The organism is Streptomyces ureilyticus, from assembly GCF_011045025.1.
Classification (GTDB): domain Bacteria; phylum Actinomycetota; class Actinomycetes; order Streptomycetales; family Streptomycetaceae; genus Streptomyces; species Streptomyces ureilyticus.
Genome location: NZ_JAAKZX010000013.1, coordinates 16296 through 40644 on the forward strand (window position 1 = coordinate 16296; position 24349 = coordinate 40644).

General features: G+C 70.4%; 22 protein-coding genes. 9 read left to right on the top strand and 13 right to left on the bottom strand.

Annotation, left to right across the window (positions count from 1 at the left end; translation table 11 throughout):
- Window positions 1-121 precede the first annotated feature (121 nt).
- From G6048_RS06470 to G6048_RS06485, 4 genes are all read left to right on the top strand, one after another.
- Complete coding sequence (locus G6048_RS06470) at window positions 122-1330, top strand: PQQ-dependent sugar dehydrogenase (protein WP_206341256.1); 1209 nt, start codon at window positions 122-124, stop codon at window positions 1328-1330.
- Window positions 1331-1531: 201 nt separating this feature from the next.
- The gene (locus G6048_RS06475; protein ID WP_165338480.1) at window positions 1532-3022 is read left to right on the top strand and encodes a gamma-aminobutyraldehyde dehydrogenase; all 1491 of its coding nucleotides are present in this window, start codon (window positions 1532-1534) and stop codon (window positions 3020-3022) included.
- 103 nt (window positions 3023-3125) lie between these two features.
- Window positions 3126-6503 carry a pyruvate carboxylase gene (locus G6048_RS06480; RefSeq protein WP_165338481.1) on the top strand — a complete coding sequence of 1126 codons (3378 nt, stop codon included), beginning with the start codon at window positions 3126-3128 and terminating at the stop codon, window positions 6501-6503.
- Window positions 6504-6652: 149 nt separating this feature from the next.
- Window positions 6653-7261 carry a hypothetical protein gene (locus G6048_RS06485; RefSeq protein WP_165338482.1) on the top strand — a complete coding sequence of 203 codons (609 nt, stop codon included), beginning with the start codon at window positions 6653-6655 and terminating at the stop codon, window positions 7259-7261.
- 37 nt (window positions 7262-7298) lie between these two features.
- Here G6048_RS06485 and G6048_RS06490 read toward each other — a convergent pair whose 3' ends face one another.
- Complete coding sequence (locus tag G6048_RS06490) at window positions 7299-7673, bottom strand: DUF4333 domain-containing protein (RefSeq protein ID WP_328825685.1); 375 nt, start codon at window positions 7671-7673, stop codon at window positions 7299-7301.
- Window positions 7674-7842: 169 nt separating this feature from the next.
- Here G6048_RS06490 and G6048_RS06495 point away from each other — a divergent pair, with 169 nt between their 5' ends.
- A complete protein-coding gene (locus tag G6048_RS06495; RefSeq protein ID WP_165338483.1) occupies window positions 7843-9057 on the top strand; it encodes a sensor histidine kinase in 1215 nt (404 codons plus the stop codon).
- Window positions 9058-9067: 10 nt separating this feature from the next.
- On the opposite strand, the gene G6048_RS06500 is transcribed toward G6048_RS06495, so the two are convergent.
- The 9 genes from G6048_RS06500 to G6048_RS06540 form a co-directional block, all read right to left on the bottom strand.
- Window positions 9068-9916, bottom strand: a complete 849-nt coding sequence (locus G6048_RS06500) for a class III extradiol dioxygenase subunit beta (RefSeq protein WP_328825688.1) — start codon at window positions 9914-9916, stop codon at window positions 9068-9070.
- A gap of 1 nt (window position 9917) precedes the next feature.
- Window positions 9918-10274: a protocatechuate 4,5-dioxygenase subunit alpha gene (ligA, locus tag G6048_RS06505; RefSeq protein WP_165338485.1), complete on the bottom strand. Its 357-nt coding sequence runs from the start codon at window positions 10272-10274 to the stop codon at window positions 9918-9920.
- A 43-nt stretch (window positions 10275-10317) separates the two neighbouring features.
- Window positions 10318-11100 carry an SDR family NAD(P)-dependent oxidoreductase gene (locus tag G6048_RS06510; RefSeq protein ID WP_206341257.1) on the bottom strand — a complete coding sequence of 261 codons (783 nt, stop codon included), beginning with the start codon at window positions 11098-11100 and terminating at the stop codon, window positions 10318-10320.
- Window positions 11097-11378 (bottom strand): muconolactone Delta-isomerase family protein, encoded by a 282-nt coding sequence (locus G6048_RS06515; protein WP_165338486.1) that lies wholly within the window; start codon window positions 11376-11378, stop codon window positions 11097-11099. Before G6048_RS06515 ends, G6048_RS06510 begins: the two co-directional genes overlap by 4 nt.
- Before the next feature lie 26 nt (window positions 11379-11404).
- Window positions 11405-12121 carry an alpha/beta fold hydrolase gene (locus G6048_RS06520; RefSeq protein ID WP_165338487.1) on the bottom strand — a complete coding sequence of 239 codons (717 nt, stop codon included), beginning with the start codon at window positions 12119-12121 and terminating at the stop codon, window positions 11405-11407.
- Entirely contained in the window at window positions 12118-13206 is a 1089-nt protein-coding gene (locus tag G6048_RS06525; RefSeq protein WP_235989512.1) for an aromatic ring-hydroxylating dioxygenase subunit alpha, read from the bottom strand. The genes G6048_RS06520 and G6048_RS06525 overlap by 4 nt, the downstream gene beginning before the upstream one ends.
- A 32-nt stretch (window positions 13207-13238) precedes the next feature.
- Window positions 13239-14300, bottom strand: coding sequence for a PDR/VanB family oxidoreductase (locus tag G6048_RS06530; RefSeq protein ID WP_165338488.1), 1062 nt, complete (start codon window positions 14298-14300; stop codon window positions 13239-13241).
- 120 nt (window positions 14301-14420) lie between these two features.
- Window positions 14421-14750, bottom strand: coding sequence for a hypothetical protein (locus tag G6048_RS06535; protein WP_165338489.1), 330 nt, complete (start codon window positions 14748-14750; stop codon window positions 14421-14423).
- Window positions 14747-15499 (bottom strand): PIG-L deacetylase family protein, encoded by a 753-nt coding sequence (locus G6048_RS06540; RefSeq protein WP_165338490.1) that lies wholly within the window; start codon window positions 15497-15499, stop codon window positions 14747-14749. The genes G6048_RS06535 and G6048_RS06540 overlap by 4 nt, the downstream gene beginning before the upstream one ends.
- A gap of 160 nt (window positions 15500-15659) precedes the next feature.
- On the opposite strand from G6048_RS06540, the gene G6048_RS06545 reads away from it, so the two are divergent.
- Window positions 15660-16343, top strand: a complete 684-nt coding sequence (locus G6048_RS06545; protein WP_165338491.1) for a 4-carboxy-4-hydroxy-2-oxoadipate aldolase/oxaloacetate decarboxylase — start codon at window positions 15660-15662, stop codon at window positions 16341-16343.
- A 5-nt stretch (window positions 16344-16348) separates the two neighbouring features.
- Here the strand turns inward: G6048_RS06545 and G6048_RS06550 are convergent, their stop codons facing one another.
- Window positions 16349-17989: an AMP-binding protein gene (locus G6048_RS06550; RefSeq protein ID WP_165338492.1), complete on the bottom strand. Its 1641-nt coding sequence runs from the start codon at window positions 17987-17989 to the stop codon at window positions 16349-16351.
- A gap of 225 nt (window positions 17990-18214) precedes the next feature.
- Between G6048_RS06550 and G6048_RS06555 the strand changes: the two genes are divergently transcribed.
- Together G6048_RS06555 and G6048_RS06560 are read left to right on the top strand one after the other, a co-directional pair.
- Complete coding sequence (locus G6048_RS06555; protein WP_165338493.1) at window positions 18215-19930, top strand: GAF domain-containing sensor histidine kinase; 1716 nt, start codon at window positions 18215-18217, stop codon at window positions 19928-19930.
- A complete protein-coding gene (locus G6048_RS06560) occupies window positions 19918-20565 on the top strand; it encodes a response regulator (RefSeq protein WP_165338539.1) in 648 nt (215 codons plus the stop codon). Before G6048_RS06555 ends, G6048_RS06560 begins: the two co-directional genes overlap by 13 nt.
- Before the next feature lie 83 nt (window positions 20566-20648).
- Here the strand turns inward: G6048_RS06560 and G6048_RS06565 are convergent, their stop codons facing one another.
- Window positions 20649-21362 carry a FadR/GntR family transcriptional regulator gene (locus G6048_RS06565; protein ID WP_165338494.1) on the bottom strand — a complete coding sequence of 238 codons (714 nt, stop codon included), beginning with the start codon at window positions 21360-21362 and terminating at the stop codon, window positions 20649-20651.
- Between the two features lie 125 nt (window positions 21363-21487).
- Between G6048_RS06565 and G6048_RS06570 the strand changes: the two genes are divergently transcribed.
- On the top strand, window positions 21488-23716 hold the full coding sequence (locus G6048_RS06570) for an alpha-L-fucosidase (protein WP_165338495.1): 2229 nt from the start codon (window positions 21488-21490) through the stop codon (window positions 23714-23716).
- Window positions 23717-23816: 100 nt separating this feature from the next.
- On the opposite strand, the gene G6048_RS06575 is transcribed toward G6048_RS06570, so the two are convergent.
- Window positions 23817-24269 carry a flavodoxin family protein gene (locus tag G6048_RS06575; RefSeq protein WP_165338496.1) on the bottom strand — a complete coding sequence of 151 codons (453 nt, stop codon included), beginning with the start codon at window positions 24267-24269 and terminating at the stop codon, window positions 23817-23819.
- Window positions 24270-24349 lie beyond the last annotated feature (80 nt).

Here is a 24349-nt window from a genome sequence, read left to right on the forward strand (position 1 = left end):
TCGCGCTGTATCCGCCGCACGCTTTCCTTGGATGAGGCGTGCCGCTCACTGGTGAACTGCCCTTTCCTCAGGGAGAGTTGGCGGTGACGCCAACCTGGAGTCCCCCCACAGAGGAGCTCGAATGTCACGACTCAGACGGATAGGCCTCGTATGGACGATGGCTGCTCTGCTGTCTGCCACGGTCGCGCCCGCCGCGACCGCGGAGCCGGACGGTTCCGGTCCCGGTGTGCCTCTGGACCAGTTGAAGGTAGTCACCACCCCAGTAGCGACCGGACTGGCGCAACCGGTCGCGATGGCCGCGGCCAACGACCGCAGCGGACGGATGCTCATCGCCGAGAGAGCCGGCACGGTACGGGCCTTCCACCCCAAGGACGGGCTCGCCGCCGACCCGGTGCTGGACATCAGCGACCGCGTGAACAGCACCGGCCTCGAACGCGGCCTCCTCGGCATCGTCCCGGCGCCCGACTTCCAGAAGACCTCGCAGGTGTACGTGGCCTACACCAGCCGGCCGGACGGAGCCCTGACGCTGTCCCGGGTCCCGCTCGGCGACCCGGCGCGGGAGCAGGTGCTGCTCACCCAGGAGCACTCCCAGTTCGCCAACCACAACGGCGGCCAGCTCGCCTTCGGCCCTGACGGCTACCTGTACTGGGGGCTCGGCGACGGCGGAGGCGGCGGCGACCCCTTGGCCACCGGGCAGAACCTAGGCACGCTGCTCGGCAAGATCCTGCGCCTGGACGTGAGCCGTTCCTGCGGCGAACTCCCTTACTGCGTCCCGGAGAACAACCCGTTCGTCACAACGCCCGGTGCCCGGCCGGAGATCTGGTCCTACGGCCTGCGCAACCCGTGGCGGTTCTCGTTCGACCGGCTCGACGGCTCGCTCTGGGTGGGCGACGTCGGCCAGAGTGCGTACGAAGAGATCAACCACGCCGAGGCAGCACGCGGCGGGCTCAACTTCGGCTGGTCCTGCAAGGAAGGCCCCGCGGTGTTCAACGCCGAACGCTGCGCACCGGACGCCACCTACACCGACCCGGTGTTCCACTACCGGACCGGCGCCGACGGCTGCTCGGTCATCGGCGGCCACGTCTACCGCGGCCAGCGGCACGCGAGCCTTGCCTTCGGTACGTACGTAGCGACCGACTGGTGCTCCGGGACCGCATGGGCCGTGCGCAAGAACGACGACGGCACCTACCAAAGCGCCACGATCGGCCAGTTCCCGACCCAGGTCAGCTCGTTCGCCGAAGACCGTTCCGGCGAGCTGTACGCGATCACCGACCGCACCGGCGAACTGCACCGCGTCGGCTTCGAGCGCGTCGCACCGCGAACGGACTGACCGCAGGACCGGGGCCGGGCGGGAGATGGAGCGGCCACCTCCCGCCCGGCCCCTCGTAGTGAAACTGTTCCGTCCTCGGAGCCCCCTCCGCCCCCTCCGCTGCGCTTCCGTTCCGCGATCCCTTCCCGCACGGCTATACGCTCGGCGACCTGTGGGGCGAGCAGAGCTCCACTCCCGAGACGTAATCGGAGAACGTGACTGATGGAGACCAGCGGACAGCAGTTCATCGCGGGCAAGCGCCGCTCCGGCACGTCCGGCGAGCGGTACGAGGTGACCAACCCGGCCACCGGTGAGGTCCTGGCCACCGACACCCTGGCAGGCCCTGAGGACGTCGACGAGGCGGTCGCCGCCGCCCGCGCCGTGTTCGCCGAGTGGTCGCGCACCACTCCCGCCGAACGTTCCGAGGCGATGCTGCGCTGGGCGGACCAACTCGAGGCCCGCGCCGAGGAGTTCGCCCGCGCCGAGAGCCGTATCGGCGGCAAACCGATCAGGCTGGCGAGCGGTTTCGACATCCCCGGCAGCATCGACAACGTACGGTTCTTCGCCGGCGCCGCCCGCCACCTGGAAGGCCGCGCCTCGGCGGAGTACTCCGGCGAACACACCTCCACCATCCGCCGCGAACCCATCGGCGTCATCGGCTCCATCGCCCCCTGGAACTACCCGTTGCAGATGGCCGCCTGGAAGGTGCTGCCCGCCGTCGCCGCCGGCAACACCGTGGTCCTCAAGCCGTCCGAGCTCACTCCGCTCACGTCGGTGATGTTCGCCGAGGCGGCGCAGGAGGCCGGGATCCCCGACGGCGTCGTCAACATCGTCACCGGCAGCGGTCCCGTCGCCGGACAGGCACTGGTCACCCACCCCGACATCGCCATGGTCTCCTTCACCGGCTCCACCGCGGTCGGGCGTCAAGTCGCCGCGCAGGCAGCCGGGTTGGCGAAGCGGGTCCATCTTGAACTCGGCGGGAAGGCCCCCTTCGTCGTCTTCGACGACGCCGACCTGGAGGCCACCGCCCGCGGTGCCGTGGCCGGTGCTCTCATCAACGCCGGCCAGGACTGCACGGCCGCCACCCGCGCATACGTCCAACGCCCCGTGTACGAGGCGTTCGTGGCCCGCGTCGCCGAGCTGATGGACGGCGTGCGGCTGGGCCCGGTCGACGACCCCGCCACCGACATGGGGTCGCTGATCTCCCTACGACAGCGCGACAAGGTCGCCGCCATGGTGGAGAACGCCCGCGAGGCCGGAGCCACCATCGTGCGCGGCGGGCGGATCCCCGACGGACCGCTCGGCCGGGGCGCCTACTACGAGCCCACGCTCATCACCGACGCGGCGCAGGACTCCGCCATCGTGCAGCAGGAGATCTTCGGCCCGGTCCTCGTCTGTCTGCCCTTCGACAGCGACGACGACGCCCTCCGCCTGGCCAACGACACCCCGTACGGCCTGGCCGCCTCCGCCTGGACCAGCAACGTCTTCCGCGCCGGACGCGCGAGCCGCGAGATCCAGGCGGGCTGCGTCTGGATCAACGACCACATCCCGATCATCAGCGAGATGCCGCACGGCGGCTACAAGGCCTCCGGCTTCGGCAAGGACATGTCGGTGTACTCCTTCGACGAGTACACCAATGTCAAGCACGTGATGTCGGAGAACACCGGCGTTCCGCACAAGTCGTGGCATGACACGGTCTTCACCAGCCGCTGACCGCTCCGTCGCGGAGGGTTCACTCCGACAGGGCGCCCAAGCGCGCACGTACGGCCCATACTGGCCCATCGTGGTTTCACCGCCGATGTCGAGGAGTCGGATGATGTTCGCCAAAGTTCTCGTGGCCAATCGCGGCGAGATCGCGATCCGGGCCTTCCGGGCCGCGTTCGAGCTGGGAATCTCCACGGTGGCGGTGTTCCCGCACGAGGACCGCAACTCGCTGCACCGGGCGAAGGCCGACGAGTCGTACCTGATCGGCGAGCGCGGGCACCCGGTGCGGGCGTACCTCTCGGTCGACGAGGTGATCAAGGCCGCGCGCAAGGCCGGGGCGGACGCGGTCTACCCCGGCTACGGCTTCCTGTCGGAGAACCCCGGCCTGGCCGCCGCCTGCGCGGAGGCGGGCATCACGTTCATCGGTCCGCCCGCGCAGGTGCTGCACCTGACGGGCAACAAGTCCCGGGCGATCGCGGCGGCCCGCGAGGCCGGTGTGCCGGTCCTGGCGTCGTCGGCGCCGACAACGGACGTAGAGGCTCTGCTGGCCGCGGCCGACGACGTCGGGTTCCCGCTGTTCGTCAAGGCCGTCGCCGGCGGCGGCGGTCGTGGCATGCGGCGGGTCGCCGAGCCCGGCGAGTTGCGTGACGCCATCGAGGCGGCCATGCGGGAGGCGAAGTCCGCCTTCGGGGACGACACCGTGTTCCTGGAGCAGGCGGTGGTGAACCCACGCCATATCGAGGTGCAGATCCTCGCCGACGGCGTCGGCAACGTCGTCCACCTCTACGAGCGGGACTGCTCGGTGCAGCGCCGGCACCAGAAAGTCGTCGAGATCGCCCCGGCTCCGAACCTGGATCCACGGCTGCGGGAGCGGATCTGCGCCGACGCCGTCGCCTTCGCCCGCCACATCGGCTACGTGAACGCGGGCACGGTCGAGTTCCTGGTCGACGAGCGCGGCAACCACGTGTTCATCGAGATGAACCCCCGGATCCAGGTGGAGCACACGGTGACCGAGCAGGTCACCGACCGGGACCTGGTGATGGCCCAGCTGCGGATCGCAGCCGGCGCCACCCTGCCCGAACTCCGCCTCACCCAGGGCGACATCGTCCTGTCCGGCGCCGCCCTGCAGTGCCGCATCACCACCGAGGACCCCGGCAACGGATTCCGGCCCGACACCGGCACCATCTCCGCCTACCGGTCCCCGGGAGGCCCCGGCGTACGGCTCGACGGCGGCACCGTCCACACAGGCGCCCAGGTCAGCGCCCACTTCGACTCCATGCTGGTCAAACTGACCTGCTACGGCCACGACTTCTCCAACGCCGCCCGCCGGGCCCGCCGCGCCATCGCCGAGTTCCGTATCCGCGGGGTCTCCACGAACCTGCCCTTCCTGGCCGCCGTCCTCGACGACCCCGACTTCCAGGCCGGGCACGTCACCACCAGCTTCATCGACGAAAGGCCCCAGCTCCTGCGGGCCCGGCCCCCGGCCGACCGCGGCAGCCGCATCCTGCACCACCTCGCCGAGACCACCGTCAACAAACCGCACGGTCCGCGGCCCACCGTCGTCGAACCCGCCGAAAAGCTCCCCGCCACCGACCTCTCCGCTCCACCGCCTGAGGGCTCCCGGCAGCGCCTCGCCGCGCTCGGCCCCGAAGCGTTCGCCGCCGACCTGCGCCGGCAGCGCGCGGTCGCGGTCACCGACACCACGTTCCGCGACGCCCACCAGTCGCTCCTTGCGACCCGGGTACGGACCCGGGACTTGCTCGCTGTGGCCCCGCATGTCGCGCGCATGGCACCGCAGTTGCTCAGTCTGGAGTGCTGGGGCGGTGCGACGTACGACGTCGCCCTGCGGTTCCTGGCCGAGGACCCGTGGGAACGGCTCGCGCTGCTGCGCGAGGCGGTGCCGAACATCTGCACGCAGATGCTGCTGCGCGGCCGTAACACCGTCGGCTACACGCCCTACCCGACCGAGGTCACCGACGCGTTCGTCGCCGAGGCCGCCGCGACCGGCATGGACGTCTTCCGCATCTTCGACGCGCTCAACGACGTCGCGCAGATGCGCCCGGCCATCCAGGCCGTACGGGCGACCGGGACCGCGCTGGCCGAGGTGGCCCTGTGCTACACCGGCGACCTGTCCGATCCGGCCGAGCCGCTCTACACGCTCGACTACTACCTGCGGCTGGCCGATCAGATCGTCGAGGCCGGCGCACACGTCCTGGCGATCAAGGACATGGCCGGGCTGCTGCGCCCACCCGCGGCCAGGAAGCTGGTCACCGCGTTGCGGGAACGCTTCGACCTGCCGGTGCACCTGCACACCCACGACACGGCGGGCGGACAGCTGGCCACCCTGATCGCGGCGATCGACGCCGGAGTCGACGCCGTCGACGCGGCCGTCGCGTCGATGGCGGGCACCACGAGCCAGCCCTCGCTGTCCGCCCTGGTCGCGGCCACCGACCACACCGACCGGGCCACCGGCCTGTCGCTGCAGGCCGTAGGCGACCTCGAGCCCTACTGGGAGGCCGTACGCAAGGTCTACCGGCCGTTCGAGGCCGGGCCGGCCTCGCCCACGGGACGCGTCTACCACCACGAGATCCCCGGCGGGCAACTGTCCAACCTGCGCCAGCAGGCCATCGCACTCGGACTCGGGGACCGCTTCGAGCTGATCGAGGACTGCTACGCCGCCGCCGACCGGATGCTGGGCCGGCTGGTGAAGGTCACCCCTTCCTCCAAGGTCGTGGGCGATCTCGCGCTCCACCTGGTCGGCGCCGGAGTCGAGGCGAGCGCCTTCGAGTCCGACCCCGCCAAGTTCGACCTGCCGGACTCGGTGATCGGATTTCTGCGCGGCGAACTGGGCGATCCGCCCGGAGGCTGGCCGGAACCCTTCCGAACCCGCGCCCTCGAAGGCCGGCCCGCGCAGGCGCAGCCGCCGCAGCTTTCCGACGACGACCGGCGCGGGCTGGGCGACGCGCGACGGACCACGCTGAACCGGCTGCTGTTCCCCGGCCCGACCAAGGCGTACGACACACACCGCGAGGCCTACGGCGACACCTCGGTGCTCTCGACCAAGGACTTCTTCTACGGCCTCGAACCCGACACCGAGCACACCGTCACCCTGGAACAGGGCGTGACCCTGCTGATCGAACTGGAGGCGATCTCCGAAGCCGACGAGCGCGGCTACCGCAGCGTGCTGGCCAGCCTGAACGGTCAGCTTCGGCCGGTGTCGGTGCGCGACACCTCGATCGTCACCGACGTCAAGGTCGCCGAGAAGGCCGATCGCGGCGACGACCGCCAGGTCGCCGCGCCCTTCGCCGGTGTCGTCACTCTGCAGGTCGAGGAAGGGGCGTCCGTCGATGCCGGGCAGACCGTCGCCACCATCGAGGCCATGAAGATGGAGGCCGCCATCACCGCCCAACGCGGCGGCACCGTCGCCCGCCTGGCGATCGGCTCCATCCAGCAGGTCGAGGGCGGCGACCTCCTGCTCGAGATCCGCTGAGTCGTCGCGTCAGACGCCGGGCCTGTCCGGTCGGCGGCCGAAGAGCTGTCGGCCGACGAGCAGGCGGGCCCGGCGGCTCGTAGTGTCAGTGTCTTACGAGTCCCTTACGCGGCCGTATCCGGCGACGTGACGCGCCTACGTTCGCAGGCATGGCAATCATCCGAACCATCGTCTTCGTCACCGCCGCCCCTCTCCTACTTGCCGCCGCGGGCCTCACGCATCCGCACGGGCTGTCCAGGTCGACCGCCGCGGACTGGACCGACCTGCACATCGCACTGCTCCCGGTCTTTCCCCTGCTCACGATCGGCCTCCTGGTCCCGCTGTGGCGTCGGCCCCGACTCGATCTCACGGGCGTCGCCACGGTGGTGGCCTGGGTGTGTGCCTTCGTCTACGCGGCCTTCTACACCGGCCTCGACGCCGTCGCCGGCATCGGGGCCGGAACCGCGGTCGAGCACGTAGCCGAGACCGCGGCGCTCGGGCCGGTCAAACGCCCGCTCTACGACACGGGCGAGGCGCTCGGGCAGGCCGGTGTCTACGCCCTCATCGCCGCCATCGTCGCCACGGCGGTCGCACTGCTCCCGAGGCACGGGGTCCGAATCCTTCCCGGCACGCTGGTGCTCCTGGTGGCCGGCTGGTTCTTCATCGACAGCCACATCTTCTGGCCGCGCGGCGTATGGACGATGCTCGGCTTCGCCCTGGGCTTCGCGCTGCTCGCCTGGGGGACGGCCGGGAGGAGCGCCCCCAGCAGGTCCTCCTAGAGATGCCCGCAACAAGTCCTCGTAGAGGTACCCCGTCTCAGCGCTCGAACTTCCAGGTGACGGAGCGGTCCGAGGCCCTGACCACGGTCACGCGGATGTCGACGGCCTGGCCGTCCTCGCCCTTGCCGGTGCAGGTGAGGGTGGTCCCGGCGACCGCCTTCAGGCCGGTCGGGCAGGTCACGCCAGTGACCTTCTCCCCGACCCAGGGCAGCGGGTTGTACTTGTTCTCCGTGCGGCCCTCGATGATGTCCGCCGAGATGGCCTTCCGACCGTCCACCCGCACCGTGCTGTAGCCGTTCAGCATGGTGTTCGACTCGGTCCCGGAGAGCAGATACGTGCCGACGCCGCCCACAGCGACCACGGCGATGGCACCGCCGACGGTGCCGACGAAGAACCCACTGCCCTGCTTCACGTACGTACTCCTGAATTCCTGCTGCCCGAGGGGAGGTAACGGCTCCACTCTCGCCCGCGGGCCCGGGCGCCCGCATCGGCCGAACGGCCACGATGCCACAGCTCACGGCCGGGCCCCCTCGGCCGTTCGGCCGATCCCCGGGGTCGGCGGGCTCGCTTACGGTGACCGCATGAAATCCGTTTCTGCCCAGGGCTGCGCCCGCGGCTTCGGCTTCGGCGCCCTGCTCGGGGTGAGTCTCCTCGACTTCGCCGCGGTGAGTGCAGAGGGGCACGACCTCCGGCCGAGCGCGGCCGTGCTCGCCGTCGGCCTCGCCGCCCTGCTGTGGCCGGCGGGCCTGCGGCCCGCGTGGCTCACGCCGCAGGTCCGCGCCGCGGTGCCCGCCGTCGTTTCGCTGGCCCTGACGGTCGGGATCGTACTGACCGACGGACAACGTGCTTTCGGCCCCGGCGAGATCACGATCATGCTGTGCCTGCTGTTCATCGCCGTACGGCACTGTCCGCCCCGCTGGGCCGTGGTGTGCGGCACGCTCGCCGGGGTCGCAGGGCTCGCCCTGCCCGTGGGCAATGCCCGGTCACTGACCGACGACCAACCACTGGGATTCCTGGTGGTCGGCCTGCTCCTGATCGGCCTGGTCGGCATGCTCGCAGGCTATCTGCGTTCGCTGGACTTCAAGCGGACGGTCGCGGTGGCCGAGACCCGACGCGACGAGCGCGTGGCCATCGCCGCCGACCTGCACGACTTCGTCGCCCACCACGTCACCGGGATCCTCGTGCAGACGCAGGTCGCGCGCATGATGGCCGATGCCCGGACCTCCGGGACCTCGGGGACCTCGGGGACCTCCGGGATTTCTGGGAGCGACGACCTCGACCCGGTCCTGGCCGGCATCGAACGCGCCGCCACCGAGGCTCTGGCGTCCATGCGCCGCACGGTCGGTGTGCTGCGCGACACCGGGCAACCGGACGCCGCCGACCACCGGCCCGTCGGTGATCTCGCGGGCATCTCCGGCCTGATCGAGGGTTTCGCCAGCCCGGGCCAGAAGGTCACCCTCCACCGGGACCCCGCCCTCCCCGACGACCTCCCGCACGAGGTGCAGGCCGCCGCCTTCCGGGTCGTCCAGGAGGCCCTGACGAACGTACGACGCCACGCGGCCGACGCCACGGAGATCAGCGTCGGCCTGTGGTGCGAGGACCGCCGCCTGATGGTCGCGGTGGCGGACGACGGCCGCGGCGGCACCCAGCTCCCGGCCGCCGCACGCGGCGGCGGCTTCGGCCTCGTCGGCCTGTCGGAACGCGTCACCGCGCTGGGCGGCACCCTGTGGGCCGGGCCCCGGGTCGGCTACGGCTGGGAGGTCCGGGCGGCCTTCCCGGTGCGGAAGTCCCTCTGAGCGAGGCTCTTCAGGATGACCCGGGGCTCAGGTTCTCGAACAGGACCATCCCGGCCGCCGTGTTCGACGCGGGCACGTGGTACGTCTCGTGCACGCGTCGGATACGGGGCCCGAGTGCGCCGCGCATGATCAGCCACATGATGAGTTCGATGCCCTCGGAGCCGGCCTCGCGGATGTACTCCTCGCGGGTCAGCGCGGCCAGCTTCTCGGGGGCGTGCTCGATCGCGTCGAGGTACATCCGGTCGAAGTCCTGGTTGATCAACCCCGCGCGGGCGCCCGCGAGTTGATGGGACATGCCGCCGGTGCCGAAGACGGCGACCTTGAGGTCCTCGGGGAAGGAGCGGATCGCCTCGCCGAGCGCGTAGCCGAGGGCCAGGCAGCGCGCGGCGGTCGGCTGGGGGTACTGGATGACGTTCACCAGGAGGGGGACCACCGCGCAGGGCCAGCGGTCGCCGGGGTCGGGGCAGTACACCGACAGCGGCACGGTCAGGCCGTGGTCGACGTCGAGCTCCTGGTAAACGGTGAGGTCGAACGAGGAGTCGATCAGGCTCTCGACGAGGTGGTCGGAGAACTCCGGGACGCCGACCACCTCCGGTACGGGACGGCTGCCCCACCCCTCGTCGGCCACTTGGTACGAGGCGGCCGTGCCGATCGCGAACGTCGGAGTGACGCTCATGTCCACGGCGTTGGCGTGGTCGTTGTAGACGACGACCGCGACATCGGGGGTGTGCTCGGCCATCCACTCCCGCGCAGGTCCGTACCCGTCGAACAGCGGCCTCCAGTACGGGTCTGCCGTCTTCCCGTGGTCCATGGCCGCACCGATCGACGGCACATGCGAGGTGGCCAGACCCCAGATCACCTCAGCCAAAGTTCCGCCCTCCCGCTTTCAGCGACTCCGCGAACTCCTCGGTGGTCATGCCGGTGAAGACCCCGCCGAGGTACTGCATGGACTTCCCGTCGACCATGGCGAGCTTGAAGACGTAGAAGATGGAGCCGCCCAGCTCCATCATCCGGTTCCAGTCCCGCCGCAGGACGGCGTCCCGTTGCTCGGCCGTGAGCCCGTACGCCTCGCAGTACGCGGCCTCGTCGGCCTTGAACCTCTCCCGGCTTCCGGCGTCCTTGAGGGACCCGCAGAGCCGGTTCAGCGCTCGGCCGCGGCGGCTCTCGGCGGCGTCGAAGACGTACGTGCCGGGCACCTGGGGTGTGCTGCTGGACATGCCGTTCCTCTCCTCTCCTGGGGGCTCGTGCGGGGGCGCGCCGTCAGTGCAGGAGCCCGCCGCCGTCGCAGACGAACGTCTGGCCGGTGACCAACTCCGCGTCCGGGGAAGCGAGATACGAGACGAGCCCCGCGAAGTGCTCCGGCGTGACGAACTCCTTGATCGCCTGCTGACGCATGGTCGCGGCGAACACCTCGTCGCCGGAGTGCTCGCGGGTGCCGGGCGTGGCCACCTGCGCGGGCGCGACCGCGTTGACCGCGATCCGGTGCTCGCCCAGTTCGCGCGCCATCACCCGGGTCATGCCGATGAGGGCGCCCTTGCTGGCGACGTAGGCGATCTGGCCGGGCGACCCCGTGAAGAAGGTGCGCGAGGCGACGTTGATCACGCGCCCGCGGTGTGGGCTTTTCCCCAGCCAGGGCGCGCATGCCTGCACCATCAGGAGCGGGCCGACGGCGTTGACGTCGAAGTAGCGGTGCAGTTCCTGTGGGGTGGTCTCGAGCAGGGGTGCGCGGCCGGAGAGCAGGCCGGCGTTGTTGACGAGGACGTCCACCCCGCCGTATGCCTCGGCGATCTCGCCGACGGCCTGGCGGGTCGCGGCCGGGTCGCTGATGTCGCAGTGCCACGGCCGTACGCCGGAGGCCTCGCTGCTGCCGTCCGGGTCCGGGTCTGGGGCCGGTTCAGCGATGTCGAGGGCGGCGACCGCGAATCCGTCCGCGGCCAGTCGGCGGGCGATGGCCTGCCCTAGGCCGCCCGCGGCGCCGGTCACCACGGCGACTCGTCGGCTGTCCCGGTCATCCCGGTCATCCCGGCCGTTCCCGCCGGTCAAGGCGCCTTCTCCTGTGGGTGGGTGGCGAGTGCCTCGACGGTGATGTCCATCCACTTCCACATCGGCAGGGAGGCGAGCGCGTCATGCAGTTCCGCGGGGTCGGCCGCCTCGTACAGGCCGATCGTGGCGTTGCGGCCCGGAACCCGCCACAACCGCTTGAGGATGCCCGCTTCCCGCAGTTGCATGGCGCGTTCGCGCTCGCCCTTGCGCAGGGACTCGCGTACGTCGTCGGGGGTGTCCGGGGGCAGAAGGTTCTCGGTGCGTACGAGGAATTCCATGGAGCGTCACTTCATCCCTTCACGGGTCAGGCTGCCGCGATCTCCAGCAGCAGTTCGGCGAGTTGGTCGGGGGCGGTGACCATGGCCTCGTGCCCGGTCGCGATCTCGTGGACCGGCCAGCCGCGGGCCGCGGCCCGCTCGGCCTGCGGGGTGAACACCCGCATCCAGTCGGTGCACTCGATGAAGACGCCGGGGACCTGGTCGGCCTTGCCGGTCAGCCGGAGCGGCTCGGTGTAGGTCAGCCAGGGGTGCGGGGTCAGCCGGGGGCCCAGCCAGTCCAGGTCCGACTGTTCCTCGACGCCGAGCACGCCCAGTGAGCGCACCGGGATGAGCCAGCCGAAGCCGGGTCCGGCCACGGACTCCCGGTAGTGCCCGGCGATGCGCTCGGGCAGCAGGTCGATCGCCGCGTCTCCGTCGTCGCCGACGAAGGCGTCGAGGTGGACGCGCTTGGCCAGCCGGTCCGGGATGCGGTCCGCGACTCCGGTGACGACCTGGCCCGCGTAACTGTGCCCGACGAGCACGACATCCCTGGCGTCGTACGCCTCGATCAGCGCCACCACGTCCTGGATGTGCGTGCCGAGCCCGACCTGCGGACTGAGCAGGTGGGCGCGGTCGCTCACCCCGGTCAGCGTGGGGGAGTGCACCTCGTGCCCGGCCTCACGCAGCAGCGGCGTGACGTGCCGCCACACCCAGCCGCCGTGCCAGGCTCCGTGGAGCAGGACGAAGACGCGGCGGCCGTTCATACGGACGCCGTCCGGCTGCGCGGGATGCGGGCGCCCTGCTGCTTGCTCTGTTCGCCCTGTTCGTGCTGCTCACGCTGCTCGCGGGCGAGCATCTTCGCCACCGCGCGGCGTCCGCGGAGGGCGGCCAGGTCGGACTTGATGCTGGACTCGGCCTTGCCGCCCGGGTCGGTGGCGTACATGATCTCCTGCGCTTCCAGGGCGTCGACGTCCTCCTGCATCACGGCGAGCTGCTGCTCGTGCTGGAACTTCGTGAGCTCCTGGTCGTCGATGAGGTAGTCGCGGCCCAGGGCGTAGAAGTCGTGCGTCTCGTTGCCGCGCCCCGGCGTCAGCCCGTACAGCACCTTCATGTGGAAGCCCTCCGGCTCCTCGGTTCCGGTGGCGGCGACGCGGATGTTGAGGATGAAGATGCCGGGCGGGTAGAAGTCGCCGTCCTGCCAGCGGTCCACCGGAGAGGTCAGCCCACAGGACTTCTCGTAGAACGGCGGGGCCTCGATGCCGATCATGTGGCGGCTGAAGCTGACCCGGTCGCCGTCCACGGTCACATCGATCGGCGTCGCGGCGACGGCGGCGTTGCCGATGGTCGTCGGGTGCAGGAACGTCTCGTGGGTGAGGTCGAGCAGGTTTTCCAGGAGCAGCATGTGCCGCGCCTTCAGCGGGACCACGCCGTGTACGTGCGTCCAGCCCGCGTCGGTGAGCCATGAGGTGTCGGGCAGCAGGCTCTCGTCGGCCAGTTCGGGGTCACCGGGCCAGATCCATATGGCGCCGTCGCGCTCGACCAGCGGGAACCGGCGCAGCGCCGCCTTGGGCCGGTCGGCCTGCTCGGCGACCCCGACGCACACGCCCTGACCGTCGAAGCGGTAGCCGTGGTAGTCGCACTGGAGCGTGCCCTCGTCGTCCAAGTGGCCCAGGGACAAGGGGTACTTGCGGTGGGGGCAGCGGTCCTCGACGGCGGTGACGGTCTGATCGGGCAGCCGGTAGAAGCAGACCGGGATGTCCGTGATCCAGCGCTGCGTGAGCGTCCGGCCGATCTCGTCGGACCAGGCTCCCAGGTACCAGCCGTTGCGCACATGCTGTGTCAGTGTCATGGCGGTCCTTCCGTATGCGAGTTGACGGCGTGTCAGAGATCCAGTACGAGGCGGCCGCCCCGGGCGCGCGAGACGCAGATCAGCATCGTGTCGTTGGCGGCCCGCTCGTCCTCGGTGAGCAGTGAATCGCGGTGATCGACCTCGCCGTCCAGGACGGGGGTCTCGCACGAGCCGCAGATGCCCTCCTCGCAGGAGGACAGGACCGGGACTCCCGCTTCCTCCACGGCCTTGAGGACCGACAGCTCCGGCGGCACGGTCACCGTCATCCCGGACGCCCGCAACTCCACCTCGATCGGCTGCTCGGCCGCCGCACCCTCGGCGGGCCCCGGTACGGCCGCCGCGGCGAACCGCTCGACGTTCAGGGACCCGGACGGCCAGGTGGCGCAGTACGCCTCGACCGCGTCGATGAGCCCGGCCGGGCCGCAGCAGTACACCAGGGCGGACGGGTCGGGGTCGCCGAGGAAGCCGGCGAGGTCGAGCAGCCCGTACTGGTCCTGCGGCCGTACGGACACCCGCTCGCCGTAGCCCGCCAGTTCGGGCAGAAACGCCATGGAACCGTGGGTCCGGCCGCCGTAGAGCAGTGACCACTCGGCACCCGCGGCCTCCGCCTCGGCGATCATCGGGAGCAGGGGCGTGATGCCGATGCCTCCGCCGACGAACAGGTACCGGGCCGCGGGACGCAGCGGGAAGTTGTTGCGCGGGCCGCGCACCCGGAGTTCGTCGCCCTCCTGGACGTGGTCGTGGATCCACTGGGAGCCGCCGCGTCCGTCGGGCTCGCGTAGTACGGCGATGCGCCAGCGGGCGGAGTGTCCCGCCGCGTCGAGCGGGCCGCACAGCGAGTACTGCCGGGCGACGCCTGTGGGCAGGACGACGTCGATGTGCGCTCCGGGCTGCCAGGGCGGCAGGGGTTCGGCTTCGGCTTCACCATCGCCGGAGCTTGGTGCGAGTTCCAGCGATACGACTCCGTCCGACACCGTCTGCCGCGACCGTACGGTGACGGTGCCTTCGAACTCGGCGCCGCGACGGGGCGGGACAGGGGCTTCGGCAGTACCGAGGGGGCGCGTGTCCGGGGCGGCGGCTGACGGGCTCGTCACGTTCGTCAACTCCTCGACTGCGGTCGGCGGCGGCACGATCGACGCTAGCGACCGGCGAACGCCCAGGTCATCGCGCGAATGACCGGACCGGGGCGGCGCAAGGTCGTGGTTCGGACTACGTCATCCGTCGTGCGTGCGCGGCGTCCCGTTGTCGCGGTCGGGTCGCGGTGACTGGTCGAGGTGGATGCGGACCTGGCGGTCGTCCTCGTTCGAGAGTGCTTCCACCACGGCGTGCAGCCGCTGGGAGTCGATGCGCCACATCGGTGCGCCGTAGCGGTCGTCGCGCGTGATGCCGTCCTGGGGGACGGCATCGGCCAGCAGTCCCCGGCGATCGGATGTACGGGTCGTATCGCCGGCCTCGTCCGCGAACTCCACGTAGAGGGACGTGCCGCGGAAGGGCACCCAGATGTGCGTGGCCGCACGGGCGTCCGGCTCGCTGCGCGTCGTCATGCCAGTACGCCCGTCGTCTGCGGGTAGAGCCGTACGTACGCCTCGCCCATGGTCGTGTGAGGGAGGCCGAGGTTCGGGCCGGCGTTGCGCTTCAGCTGGACGCCGCGGCGCTTGGCGAGGTCCGTGTAGTAGTCCCACATGTGCTGCTGCGCGGCCAGGCACTCCATGGCCTTGCGCTTCTTGTCGAAGACCGGGGTGATGTCCAGCAGGACGTTCGGCTTGAAGTCGCACTGTTCCGGCTGGTGCGGCTCGAAGAAGAACACCGGGGGAGCGCCGAGGGGTTCACCGGGGGCGTCGTAGCCGATCGCCTGGGCGAGCACGCGGGCCTGGAGTGCCATGCGGGCGGCGGCCGGGTGGTCGCCGTTGTAGGGGTCGGCGAGGGTGTGGGTGAGGACGACGGCGGGGTTCACCTCCCGGTACACGCGGACGATGCGGTCCACCAACTCCGGGGTCTCCAGCAGCGGGTAGTCCCCGGCGTCCAGGAACTCGATCTCCGCTCCCAGCGCGGACGCGGCGTTCGAGGCCTCCGTGCGGCGCAGCTCCTTGATCTCGTCGAGCCGCAGGCCGTCGCGCCAGGCGCGAGCGGACTCGCCGCGCTCGCCGAAGCTCAGGCACAGCACCTTGGCGCGCTGACCGCGCTCGGCGGCCAGGGCTATGGCACCGCCGGCCCGCCAGACGAAGTCGCCCGCGTGGGCGCTGATCACCAGCAGCGCTCCTTCGGACGGGGTGGAGGTGGTGTCGAGTGGCATCGGGGCTCCTTGGAATCGAGCGGCGGGCTCAAGCGGTGGGATCAAGCGGAGGGAAGGAGATTGACTCGTCAGCTGCGAGCTTATCGCTGACGTTTTTGTTGACAATAGCGTTGACTTCAAGAATTCTCGTGACATCAGACCTGAGCACCGCGGAGGAGACATGCCCCAACGCCATGTCGTCGTCAGGAACACCGACCGGCCCGCCGCCGAAGTCGTCGCCCGGCTCGCCGAGGCGGGGGTCTCCACGGTCCACGAGGCCATCGGCCGCCGTGGCTTCGCCGGAACCGGTCTGCGTCCGAACCAGCGGGACGTGCGCATCGCGGGCCCGGCGGTGACGGTCAGCTCCCACCCGGGGGACAACCTGATGATCCACGCCGCCGTCGAGGTCTGCCGGCCCGGCGACGTCCTCGTGGTGACCACCACCTCGCCGTCCACGGACGGCATGTTCGGCGAACTGCTCGCGACCTCCCTCGCCGCCCGGGGCGTCATCGGCCTGGTCACGGGGGCCGGTGTGCGCGACACCGCCGAGCTGCGGGAGATGGGTTTCCATGTCTGGTCGTGGGCCGTGTCCGCCCAGGGCACGGTGAAGGCGTCCCCGGGTTCGGTCAACGTGCCCGTGACGCTCGGCGGAGTGTCCGTGTCCCCCGGTGACGTCGTAGTCGCCGACGACGACGGCGTGGTCGTAGTGCCCCTCGCGGAGGCGGAGGACGCGGCGGACCTCGCGGAGAAACGGCTCGCCAAGGAAGCCACCACCCGCGAGGTCCTGCGCTCCGGCACCCTGGGCGTCGACTACTACGGACTGCGCGCCAAACTCGCCGAGTTGGGCGTCACCTATCAGGACTGACAGCGTCACGATCCGTCGTCCGCGCCGGAGCCCTCGGCTGTCTTCCTGGCCCAGGCGATCTCGAGCTTGCCGGTCGGGGTCCGCGGCAGGGTCTCCGTCAGGACGACGGAACGTGGCACCTTGTAGCCGGCGAGGCTCCGCCGTACCCAGTCGCGGAGTTCATCGACGGTGACCGTCGCGCCCGGCGGGACCGCCACGACGGCCGCCACCCGTTCTCCCCAGGTCTCGTCGGGGATGCCCACGACGACGCAGTCGGTTACCGCGGGGTGCGTCAGCAGGGCGTTCTCCACTTCCTGAGGGTGCACCTTCTCGCCGCCGGTGTTGATCACTCCCGAGCCGCGGCCGAGGAAACGGATCGCGCCGTCGGCCTCGATCCGGGCGAGATCGCCGGGGATCGCGTACCGGACCCCGTCGATCGTGCGGAACGTCGTCGCGCTCTTCTCCGTGTCCTTGTAGTAGCCGAGCGGCATCGGGCCGCAGTAGGCGAGATGCCCGGCCTCGTCACTGCCGGGTTCGACGAAGCGGTCGTCGGGGCCGATCACCCGCGTCGCCGGTACGGGGAAGAAGCGCGCGGGCAGGTCTCGTACGGACGAGGTGATCGCGAACGCGAACGGGCCCCCTTCGCTCGACGCGATGGCGTCGATGACCGTGACCTCGGCGCGTTCGTGCAGCGCCTGCTTGAGCGGGTCGCTGAGAGCGGTGCCGGAGCTGATGAGCCTTCGTACGGAGCGCAGCTCGTGCGGCGTTCCCGCCTGTTCCGCGCGGACGAGTTCGTCGACGAGCGGCCGGCATACGGCGTTGCCCGCGATGATGACCGTGTCGGCCTGCTGCTCGGCGATCGTGCGCCAGACGTGCTCCGGATCGAGCCCGCCCTGCCGTGCCGTGACGGCCCGGCCGCCGACCATCAGGGCACCCATCGTGTTGAACAGCCCGGTGGCGTGCATGAGGGGCACCACGGGCATGGTCGTCGGGGCGCTGCCTTCGCCGTGTGCCTTGACGGCGATGGCCACGGCCTCGTCGACGGTCGCCGGGAGCTCGGTGACACCGAGCGGGTGGAAGATCGGGACGACGAGGGAGTGCAGCAGATCGCTCTGCCGCCACACCACGCCCTTCGGCTTGCCCGTGGTCCCGCCGGTGTACATGAAGAGCCGGTCCGATCCGGGACGCGGCTGCGGTTCGCGTGGTGCGTGGGCCGCCAGCAGGTCTTCCAGTTCGGGCGCAGAGGGACCGGCCGGGCCGTCGGCGGGTGGATCGCCCGCCCTCACCAGCAGCTTCAGCGTGCGTACGTGTCCGGCGGCGTGCGTGACCCGGTCGGCCAGGGCGCCGCTGAAGACGAGCGCGGCGGCGTCGGCGTCGGTGAGGAGTTCGGAGAGTTCCTCGCCGGTGTAGCGGTAGTTGGCGTTCACCGGCACGGCGCCGAGCTTGAAGGCGGCGAAGACCGTCTCCAGGTAGGCGGCGCCGTTGTAGAGGTAGCAGGCCACGGTGTCGCCCTCGCGTACCCCGGCCACCTCCAGTGCGGCGGCCAGCCGTGCCGCGCGCTCGTCGAAATCCCGGTACGTGGTCTCACGACCGGGTTCCGCGATGGCGACGGCGTCGGGCAGGGCACGGGAGACCGCCTCCCAGATCGTGCCGATGGACACGTCCATCCTCAGACCTCCTCGTCCTCGGGGGGCTCGGGCGGACCTCGGGGCGCCCTCCTCAACGTATGCGGGTGTCGTCCGTGCGGGAACGCGAGCAATGACGCGACCGGCTCGGCGCTTCGACCCGGCGGTGAACAGGTCGAATGACGTAGGCCCGGCCCGAATCCGCCGGGCTACCCTCGGAGCGGGATTCGTCGCTCGTCGACGATGACGATGGTGAGGAGATCGCTCATGCCCGGTACGCCGCTCGTGGGCTGGGACGACATCGCGGCCGTCGCGCCGGACGGCCTCGCCGTACTGGACTGCGTGGGCCGGTTCGTCCGGCTGAACCCGGCGGCGGTCGCGTTGTGCGGCGCGGGGGAGGAGGCCGAACTGCTCGGTGCGCCGGCCCCGTTCGCGCTCGGCGACGAAAACAGCGCCTGCTGGGTGGGGCTGCTGGACGAGCAGCCAGAGGGCCAGGCTCAGCCGGACGAGCAGCCGCAGGACCACTCGGCCGAGCCGTCGGAAGACCGGTCGGACGAGCAGGTCGCCCACTGGGAGTCCCCCTCCGGAGCCCGGCGCGAGTTCGCCTACCGCGCCCGTACGCTGGCGTCCGACCCGAAGTTCACCGTCGTGTCGTTCCGCGATGTGACCGACGAATCGCACCGGCAGCGCAGGCTCGTGGCGATCGCCCGGACGTCGATCGCGCTGGCCTCGGAGGGCTCGCTCGGCTCGACCCTGGACGCCGTGGCCCACCAGATCGTGCAGGCCGACGGACTGGCCGGCGCGCAGATCCTCACCCTGGACAGCACCGGCCGCGAACTGCGGCTGATGGGCTCCGCGGGGCTTCGGCACTGGGACGTGTTCCTCGACCGTCTGCTGGAGTGCCGCGACCGGGGCGCCCGGCTCTGCATGCTCGACACCCTCAAGGAACGTAAACCCATCGTCGTCCCCCACCGCTGGGCCCAGATCCGCGAGGACCCGGCCTGGGAACCCCTGCACGCCTACCTCGGCGAGCTGAACTGGGACTCTTTCGTCAGCGTTCCGCTGATGGCGCGCGGCCGTCCCGAAGGAGTACTGAACGCGTACTTCGCGCCAGGCCAGGAGATCGGCGGCCGCACGCTGGAGTTCCTTTCCGCCATGGCGGAACAGGCCGCCCTCGCCGTCGACTACGCCACGCTGCTGCAGAGCGAACGCGAAGGGGCCCGCCGTAACGAGCGCCAGCGTCTCGCCCGCGATCTGCACGACTCGATCGTCCAGCAGGTGTTCTCCATCGGTATGCAGGCCAACGCGGTCGGCGTGCTCGGCACCCGCGGCGGTCCGGTCCCGGCCGAGTCCGTCCAGAAGTTCGCGGACGAGGTCGGAGCCCTCTCCCGGACCGTGCTCGCCGATCTGCGTGCGATGGTGCACGAACTGCGCCCGCCCTCCTCCGCCCGGCTCGGCCTTGAGGACGCGGTGAGCGCGCTCGTCAAGAGCACCGAGCACCGTACGGGCCTCGCCATCCGGCTCATCTGCGACCAGGAACTGGACGTGATCGAACCGGAGTTGGCCGAGGACATGTACCGGATCGTCGCCGAGGCCATCCACAACGCGGTCAAGCACGCGGAGGCCACCGCCGTCACCATCCGCCTCGGCGTCCGCGACCACACACTGACCGCGAGCGTTCGCGACGACGGGCACGGAATCGCGGAATCCGCCGGGCGAGGAGACGCCGCCCCGGAGGGGAAGGCCGGCCGGACGGCCCGCCATCACGGCTACGGACTGACGACCATGCGGGAAAGGGCGGAACGATGGGGCGGCACCATGAGGATCAGGTCCGGCGCGAAGAGCGGTACGACCGTGCGTGTCGTCATTCCGCTGCCCGTACGGGTGCCGGAGTCGCCCCCCACGGATCGGGAGAACTCCCGGAGCGCTCAGCAGTCGGTTCCGCTCCGGGAGACGGCGAAGCCCGCCCGATCCGGGTCCTGATCGTCGACGACCATGCCGTCGTACGGCGCGGAATCCGCGCGTATCTCGAGGTCCTGGACGACATGGAGGTGGCCGCGGAGGCCGCCGACGGGCAGGAGGCGCTCACCCGCCTTGACGCGATGGCCGCGCACCGGGAACTGCCGGACGTGGTGCTGATCGACCTGCTCATGCCGAGGATGGACGGGGCGACGACGATCGGTGTGATCAAGAACCGTCATCCCGAGGTACGGGTCGTGGTGCTCACCAGCTTCGGCGAGATGGAACGCGTCCACGCGGCGCTCGCGCAGGGCGCCGCGGGCTACCTGCTCAAGGACGCCGAAGCGGGCGAAGTGGTCGCCGCGATCCGCGCCGCCGCCCGGGGCGAGGTCTTCCTCGACCCCGAGGTGGCCAGGGGACTCACCCAGGAGATCGTCTCCCCGCCGACCGGGCTCGCCGCGCTCACCGTCCGGGAACGCGACGTCCTCGTCCTGGTCGCCGAGGGCCGCTCGAACCAGCAGATCGCCGACGAGCTGGTCATCAGCGAACGCACCGCCCGCACCCACGTCAGCAACGTCCTGCGCAAACTCCGGCTCACGTCACGGACGCAGGCCGCGCTGTTCGCTGTACGGCAGGGACTGGTGCCGCCGCGGGCCTGAGTGCCGTACGACGTTCACGCCCGGGCCTGTACGACGTTCACGCCCGGGCCTGTACGACGTTCACGCCCGGGCCTGTGCGGAGTTCACGCCTGGGCCTGTGCTGGTTCGGCCGGGTCGTCGACGTGCTCTCGGAGCCACTGCTCCGTGTTGCTGACGTGCAGGAGCGCGGCGGCTTGGCTGAGCGCTGCGTCGCGGCGGGACAGGGCCGTGAAGATCGCCTCGTGTTCCGCGAGGGTCCGCCCCGCGGCCCGGTCGTCGACCAGGCCGCGCCAGATGCGGGCCCGGAGGGTACGGCTCGAGACGGCCTCCAGGAGCGTGACCAGCGGTTCGTTGCCCGTGGCGGCGACGACGGCGCGGTGGAACGCCGCGTCGTGCGCGTTGAGCCGCTCGACGTCGTCGCGGGCCTCCCGCATGGCGTCCAGATGCCGCTTCACCTCGGCCAGGCCCTCCTCGGAGATCCGCGTCGCGGCCAGTGCTGCGGCGGTGGGTTCGAGCAGCCGCCTGACCTCCATCAGGTCCAGCAGGGCGCCCGAGTCGCTCTGGAGCAGGTCCACCGCACCGCCGAGGCTCTCCAGCAGCAGACTCGGCTGCAGGCTGGTCACGTACGTGCCGTCGCCCCGCCTGATCTCCAGCACCCGGGCGACGGCCAGCGCCTTGACCGCCTCCCGAGCCAGGTTGCGGGACAGCCCCAACTGGGCGGCCAAGTCCGGTTCCGGAGGCAGCTTGGAACCCGGGGGCAGCGCGCCCGAGCGGATCAGCTCACGGAGCTGATCGATGGCCTTGTCCGTCAGAGACATGTGATGTCTCCCCTTGATAAGTAGGGCTGTTAAGGAGTAAAACGGTCAACTCGCCTGCTCAGCAGGCGCATTCATCCCTTCACACCCGTTGACAGTAACCAGTGACATGCATGACGTTCGTTCGTATGTCGCAACCGATCAGCAGGCGCAGACTACTGGCCGGCACCACGGCCGTCGTGGCGGCCACCGTGGCCACCAACGTGTTAGCGGCCGGGGGTGCCGCGGCCGCTCCGAGGACCTACGAACCCACCTGGGACTCCGTGAACCGACACCCCGCCGCCCCCGAGTGGTTCCGGGACGCCAAGTTCGGCATCTACTTCCACTGGGGCGTCTTCAGCGTGCCCGCGTACGACAACGAGTGGTACCCGCGCAACATGTACCAGAGCGGCCAGAAGGCGAACCGGCACCACATCGCCACGTACGGCAGCCCGTCCGCGTGGCCGTACCACAACTTCGTCAACGGGGCGGACGACCTGGCGGGCAACCACAAGGAGTTCGCGCCCAAGCTCAAGTCGGAGGGCGGCGCCTTCGACCCCGACGAGTGGGCCCAGCTGTTCGTCGACGCCGGCGCGAAGTACGCCGGTCCTGTCGCCGAGCACCACGACGGCTACTCGATGTGGGACAGCCGGGTCAACGAGTGGAACTCCGTGGACAAGGGCCCGCGCCTTGACCTGCTGAAGCTGTTCACCGACGCCATCCGCGCCAGGAAGCTGAAGCTGCTGGTGGCGATGCACCACGCGTACAACTTCACCGGCTTCTACGAGCACGCGCCCGCCCAGTCGGACCCGAGCCTGAAGAAGTTCTACGGGCAGCTGAGTCCGGAGCAGGAGAACCAGCTCTGGTACGACAAGCTCAAGGAGGTCGTCGACCGGGCCAGACCGGACATCCTGTGGCAGGACTTCAACCTGACCGAGGTCGACGAGCGGCAGCGGCTGAACTTCCTGGCGTACTACTTCAACCAGGCCGACAAATGGGGCAAGGAAGTCGTCGCCACCTACAAGGACGGCTTCAACAACCACGGCCAGGTCTTCGACTTCGAGCGGGGCGGCCCGGCCGACCTCACCGCGCCCTACTGGCTGACCGACGACAGCATCTCCAGCTCCAGCTGGTGCTACACCGAGGGCATCGGCTACTACACGCTGGCGCAGATGCTGCACTCGTTCATCGACCGGGTCAGCAAGAACGGCAACATGCTGCTCAACATCGCCCCGACGGCCGACGGCACCATCCCGCAGGGCCAGCGCGACCTCCTGCTCGGCATCGGCGACTACCTCAAGCGCTTCGGCGAGTCCGTCTATGGCACCCGGGCCTGGACCGCGTACGGCGAGGGCCCGACGAAGATGGGCGGCGGCTCCTTCACCAAGCCCACGGCCGGCACCGCGCGGGACATCCGGTTCACCCGCGACAAGGCGGGCACCGTCCTGTACGCCACGATCCTTGGCTGGCCCGGCAGTTCGCTGATGGTCACGACGCTCAGCTCCGACCGGATCGACCTGGACTCGCTGTCCTCGGCGCACCTGCTCGACTCGACGGCGGGCTCGTACATCGACCTCCCCACCCCGGCCCAGGACGAGACCGGGCTGAAGGTGACCCTTCCGCCGACGGCACCGTTCGACGCCCCCGCATACGTCCTGAAGCTCCGCTTCTCCGGCCGGATCCCCGTACTGCGGCCCCTCACCGGCGCCCTGCTCTTCAAGGACGCCGGCTATCGCGGCGACAGCGCCGTACTCGCCCTCGGCAGCTACACCGCCGAAGAGCTGACCCTCGCCGGAATGCCGCCCCGCACCCTCTCCTCACTCAAGCTCGCTCCGGGCTACCGGATCATCGGCTACTCCCGCGACGACTTCACCGGCACCTCGTGGACCTTCACGGCGGACAGCACCGACATCCGCAAGAGGATCACCTCACTGAAGGTGATCCTCACCCCCTCGGCCTCGTTCCGGATCACCAACGTCACCAACAGCCTGGCCCTGGACAGCGGCGGCGACGTCCCCGGCGGCTCCGACCTCAAGCAGCGCACCTGGGACGGCGACGCCGACCTGCAATGGCACGCGATCGACCTCGGCAACGGCTACTACAAGCTGGGGAACCGCACCAACGGCATGGTCGCCGACGGCTGGGGCGCCACCACCAACGGCGCGACCGTCCGCCAACAGGCCTGGAACGGCCACACCAACCAGCAGTGGCAGCTCACCCACCACGGCGACGGCCGCTACTTCATCGCCAACCGCACCACAGGCCTCGTCCTGGACAGCGGCGGCAATGTGCCCTCCGGCTCCGTCGCCAAGCAGTGGAAGCGGGGTGACGGCGAGGGCACCAGCACCAACCTGCTCTGGACGCTCACCGCCGACTGACTTTGCCTGCTCTCCTTCACGGAACCGCACACCATCACCACGCAGGGGTAGCAGCGCAGGGCTGGAAGCACAGGCACAAACGCAGCAACTAGCCCTGCGGTCAGTCCATCAACCCAGCCGCGACCGTCGCGCCAAGCTCCCAGCAAGCCTCCATGTCGGCCTTGCCCGGCTCGCCGGTGACGGTCACCGGCTCGGCCGCGCGGCGCCAGCCGAGCCCCGTCGTGATCGACTCGATCCCGCGCAGGGCCCCGGTCACGTCACTTCCGCCGTGCACGTAGAAGCCGAAGGGGCGACCTCGTGTCGCGTCCAGACAGGGGTAATACACCTGGTCGAAGAAATGCTTGAGAGCGCCGGACATGTAGCCGAGGTTGGCCGGAGTGCCGAGCAGATAGCCGTCCGCGGCCAGTACGTCCGACGCCGTCGCGGACAGCGCGGCGAGCCGTACGACCCGTACGCCCTCGATCTCCGGGTCCGTCGCCCCGGACACGACGGCTTCGAACATCGCCTGGCAGTTGGGCGAGGGCGTGTGATGCACGATCAGCAAGGTGGTCACGCCCCGAACCGTAACGCCGGGGACGGCATTGTGGGCCGCGCCCGGGATGCGACGATGCCCGGCACTGCACATCGCGACGG

Bases quoted from the DNA above. Each gene is read 5' to 3' on its own strand.
- ligA (WP_165338485.1), bottom strand. From the start codon at position 10,274: ATGTCCAGCAGCACACCCCAGGTGCCCGGCACGTACGTCTTCGACGCC.
- G6048_RS06470 (WP_206341256.1), top strand. From the start codon at position 122: ATGTCACGACTCAGACGGATAGGCCTCGTATGGACGATGGCTGCTCTG.
- G6048_RS06515 (WP_165338486.1), bottom strand. From the start codon at position 11,378: ATGGAATTCCTCGTACGCACCGAGAACCTTCTGCCCCCGGACACCCCC.
- G6048_RS06565 (WP_165338494.1), bottom strand. From the start codon at position 21,362: ATGTCTCTGACGGACAAGGCCATCGATCAGCTCCGTGAGCTGATCCGC.
- G6048_RS06535 (WP_165338489.1), bottom strand. From the start codon at position 14,750: ATGACGACGCGCAGCGAGCCGGACGCCCGTGCGGCCACGCACATCTGG.
- G6048_RS06525 (WP_235989512.1), bottom strand. From the start codon at position 13,206: ATGACACTGACACAGCATGTGCGCAACGGCTGGTACCTGGGAGCCTGG.
- G6048_RS06540 (WP_165338490.1), bottom strand. From the start codon at position 15,499: ATGCCACTCGACACCACCTCCACCCCGTCCGAAGGAGCGCTGCTGGTG.
- G6048_RS06480 (WP_165338481.1), top strand. From the start codon at position 3,126: ATGTTCGCCAAAGTTCTCGTGGCCAATCGCGGCGAGATCGCGATCCGG.
- G6048_RS06485 (WP_165338482.1), top strand. From the start codon at position 6,653: ATGGCAATCATCCGAACCATCGTCTTCGTCACCGCCGCCCCTCTCCTA.
- G6048_RS06520 (WP_165338487.1), bottom strand. From the start codon at position 12,121: ATGAACGGCCGCCGCGTCTTCGTCCTGCTCCACGGAGCCTGGCACGGC.
- G6048_RS06555 (WP_165338493.1), top strand. From the start codon at position 18,215: ATGCCCGGTACGCCGCTCGTGGGCTGGGACGACATCGCGGCCGTCGCG.
- G6048_RS06475 (WP_165338480.1), top strand. From the start codon at position 1,532: ATGGAGACCAGCGGACAGCAGTTCATCGCGGGCAAGCGCCGCTCCGGC.
- G6048_RS06545 (WP_165338491.1), top strand. From the start codon at position 15,660: ATGCCCCAACGCCATGTCGTCGTCAGGAACACCGACCGGCCCGCCGCC.
- G6048_RS06495 (WP_165338483.1), top strand. From the start codon at position 7,843: ATGAAATCCGTTTCTGCCCAGGGCTGCGCCCGCGGCTTCGGCTTCGGC.
- G6048_RS06550 (WP_165338492.1), bottom strand. From the start codon at position 17,989: ATGGACGTGTCCATCGGCACGATCTGGGAGGCGGTCTCCCGTGCCCTG.
- G6048_RS06570 (WP_165338495.1), top strand. From the start codon at position 21,488: ATGTCGCAACCGATCAGCAGGCGCAGACTACTGGCCGGCACCACGGCC.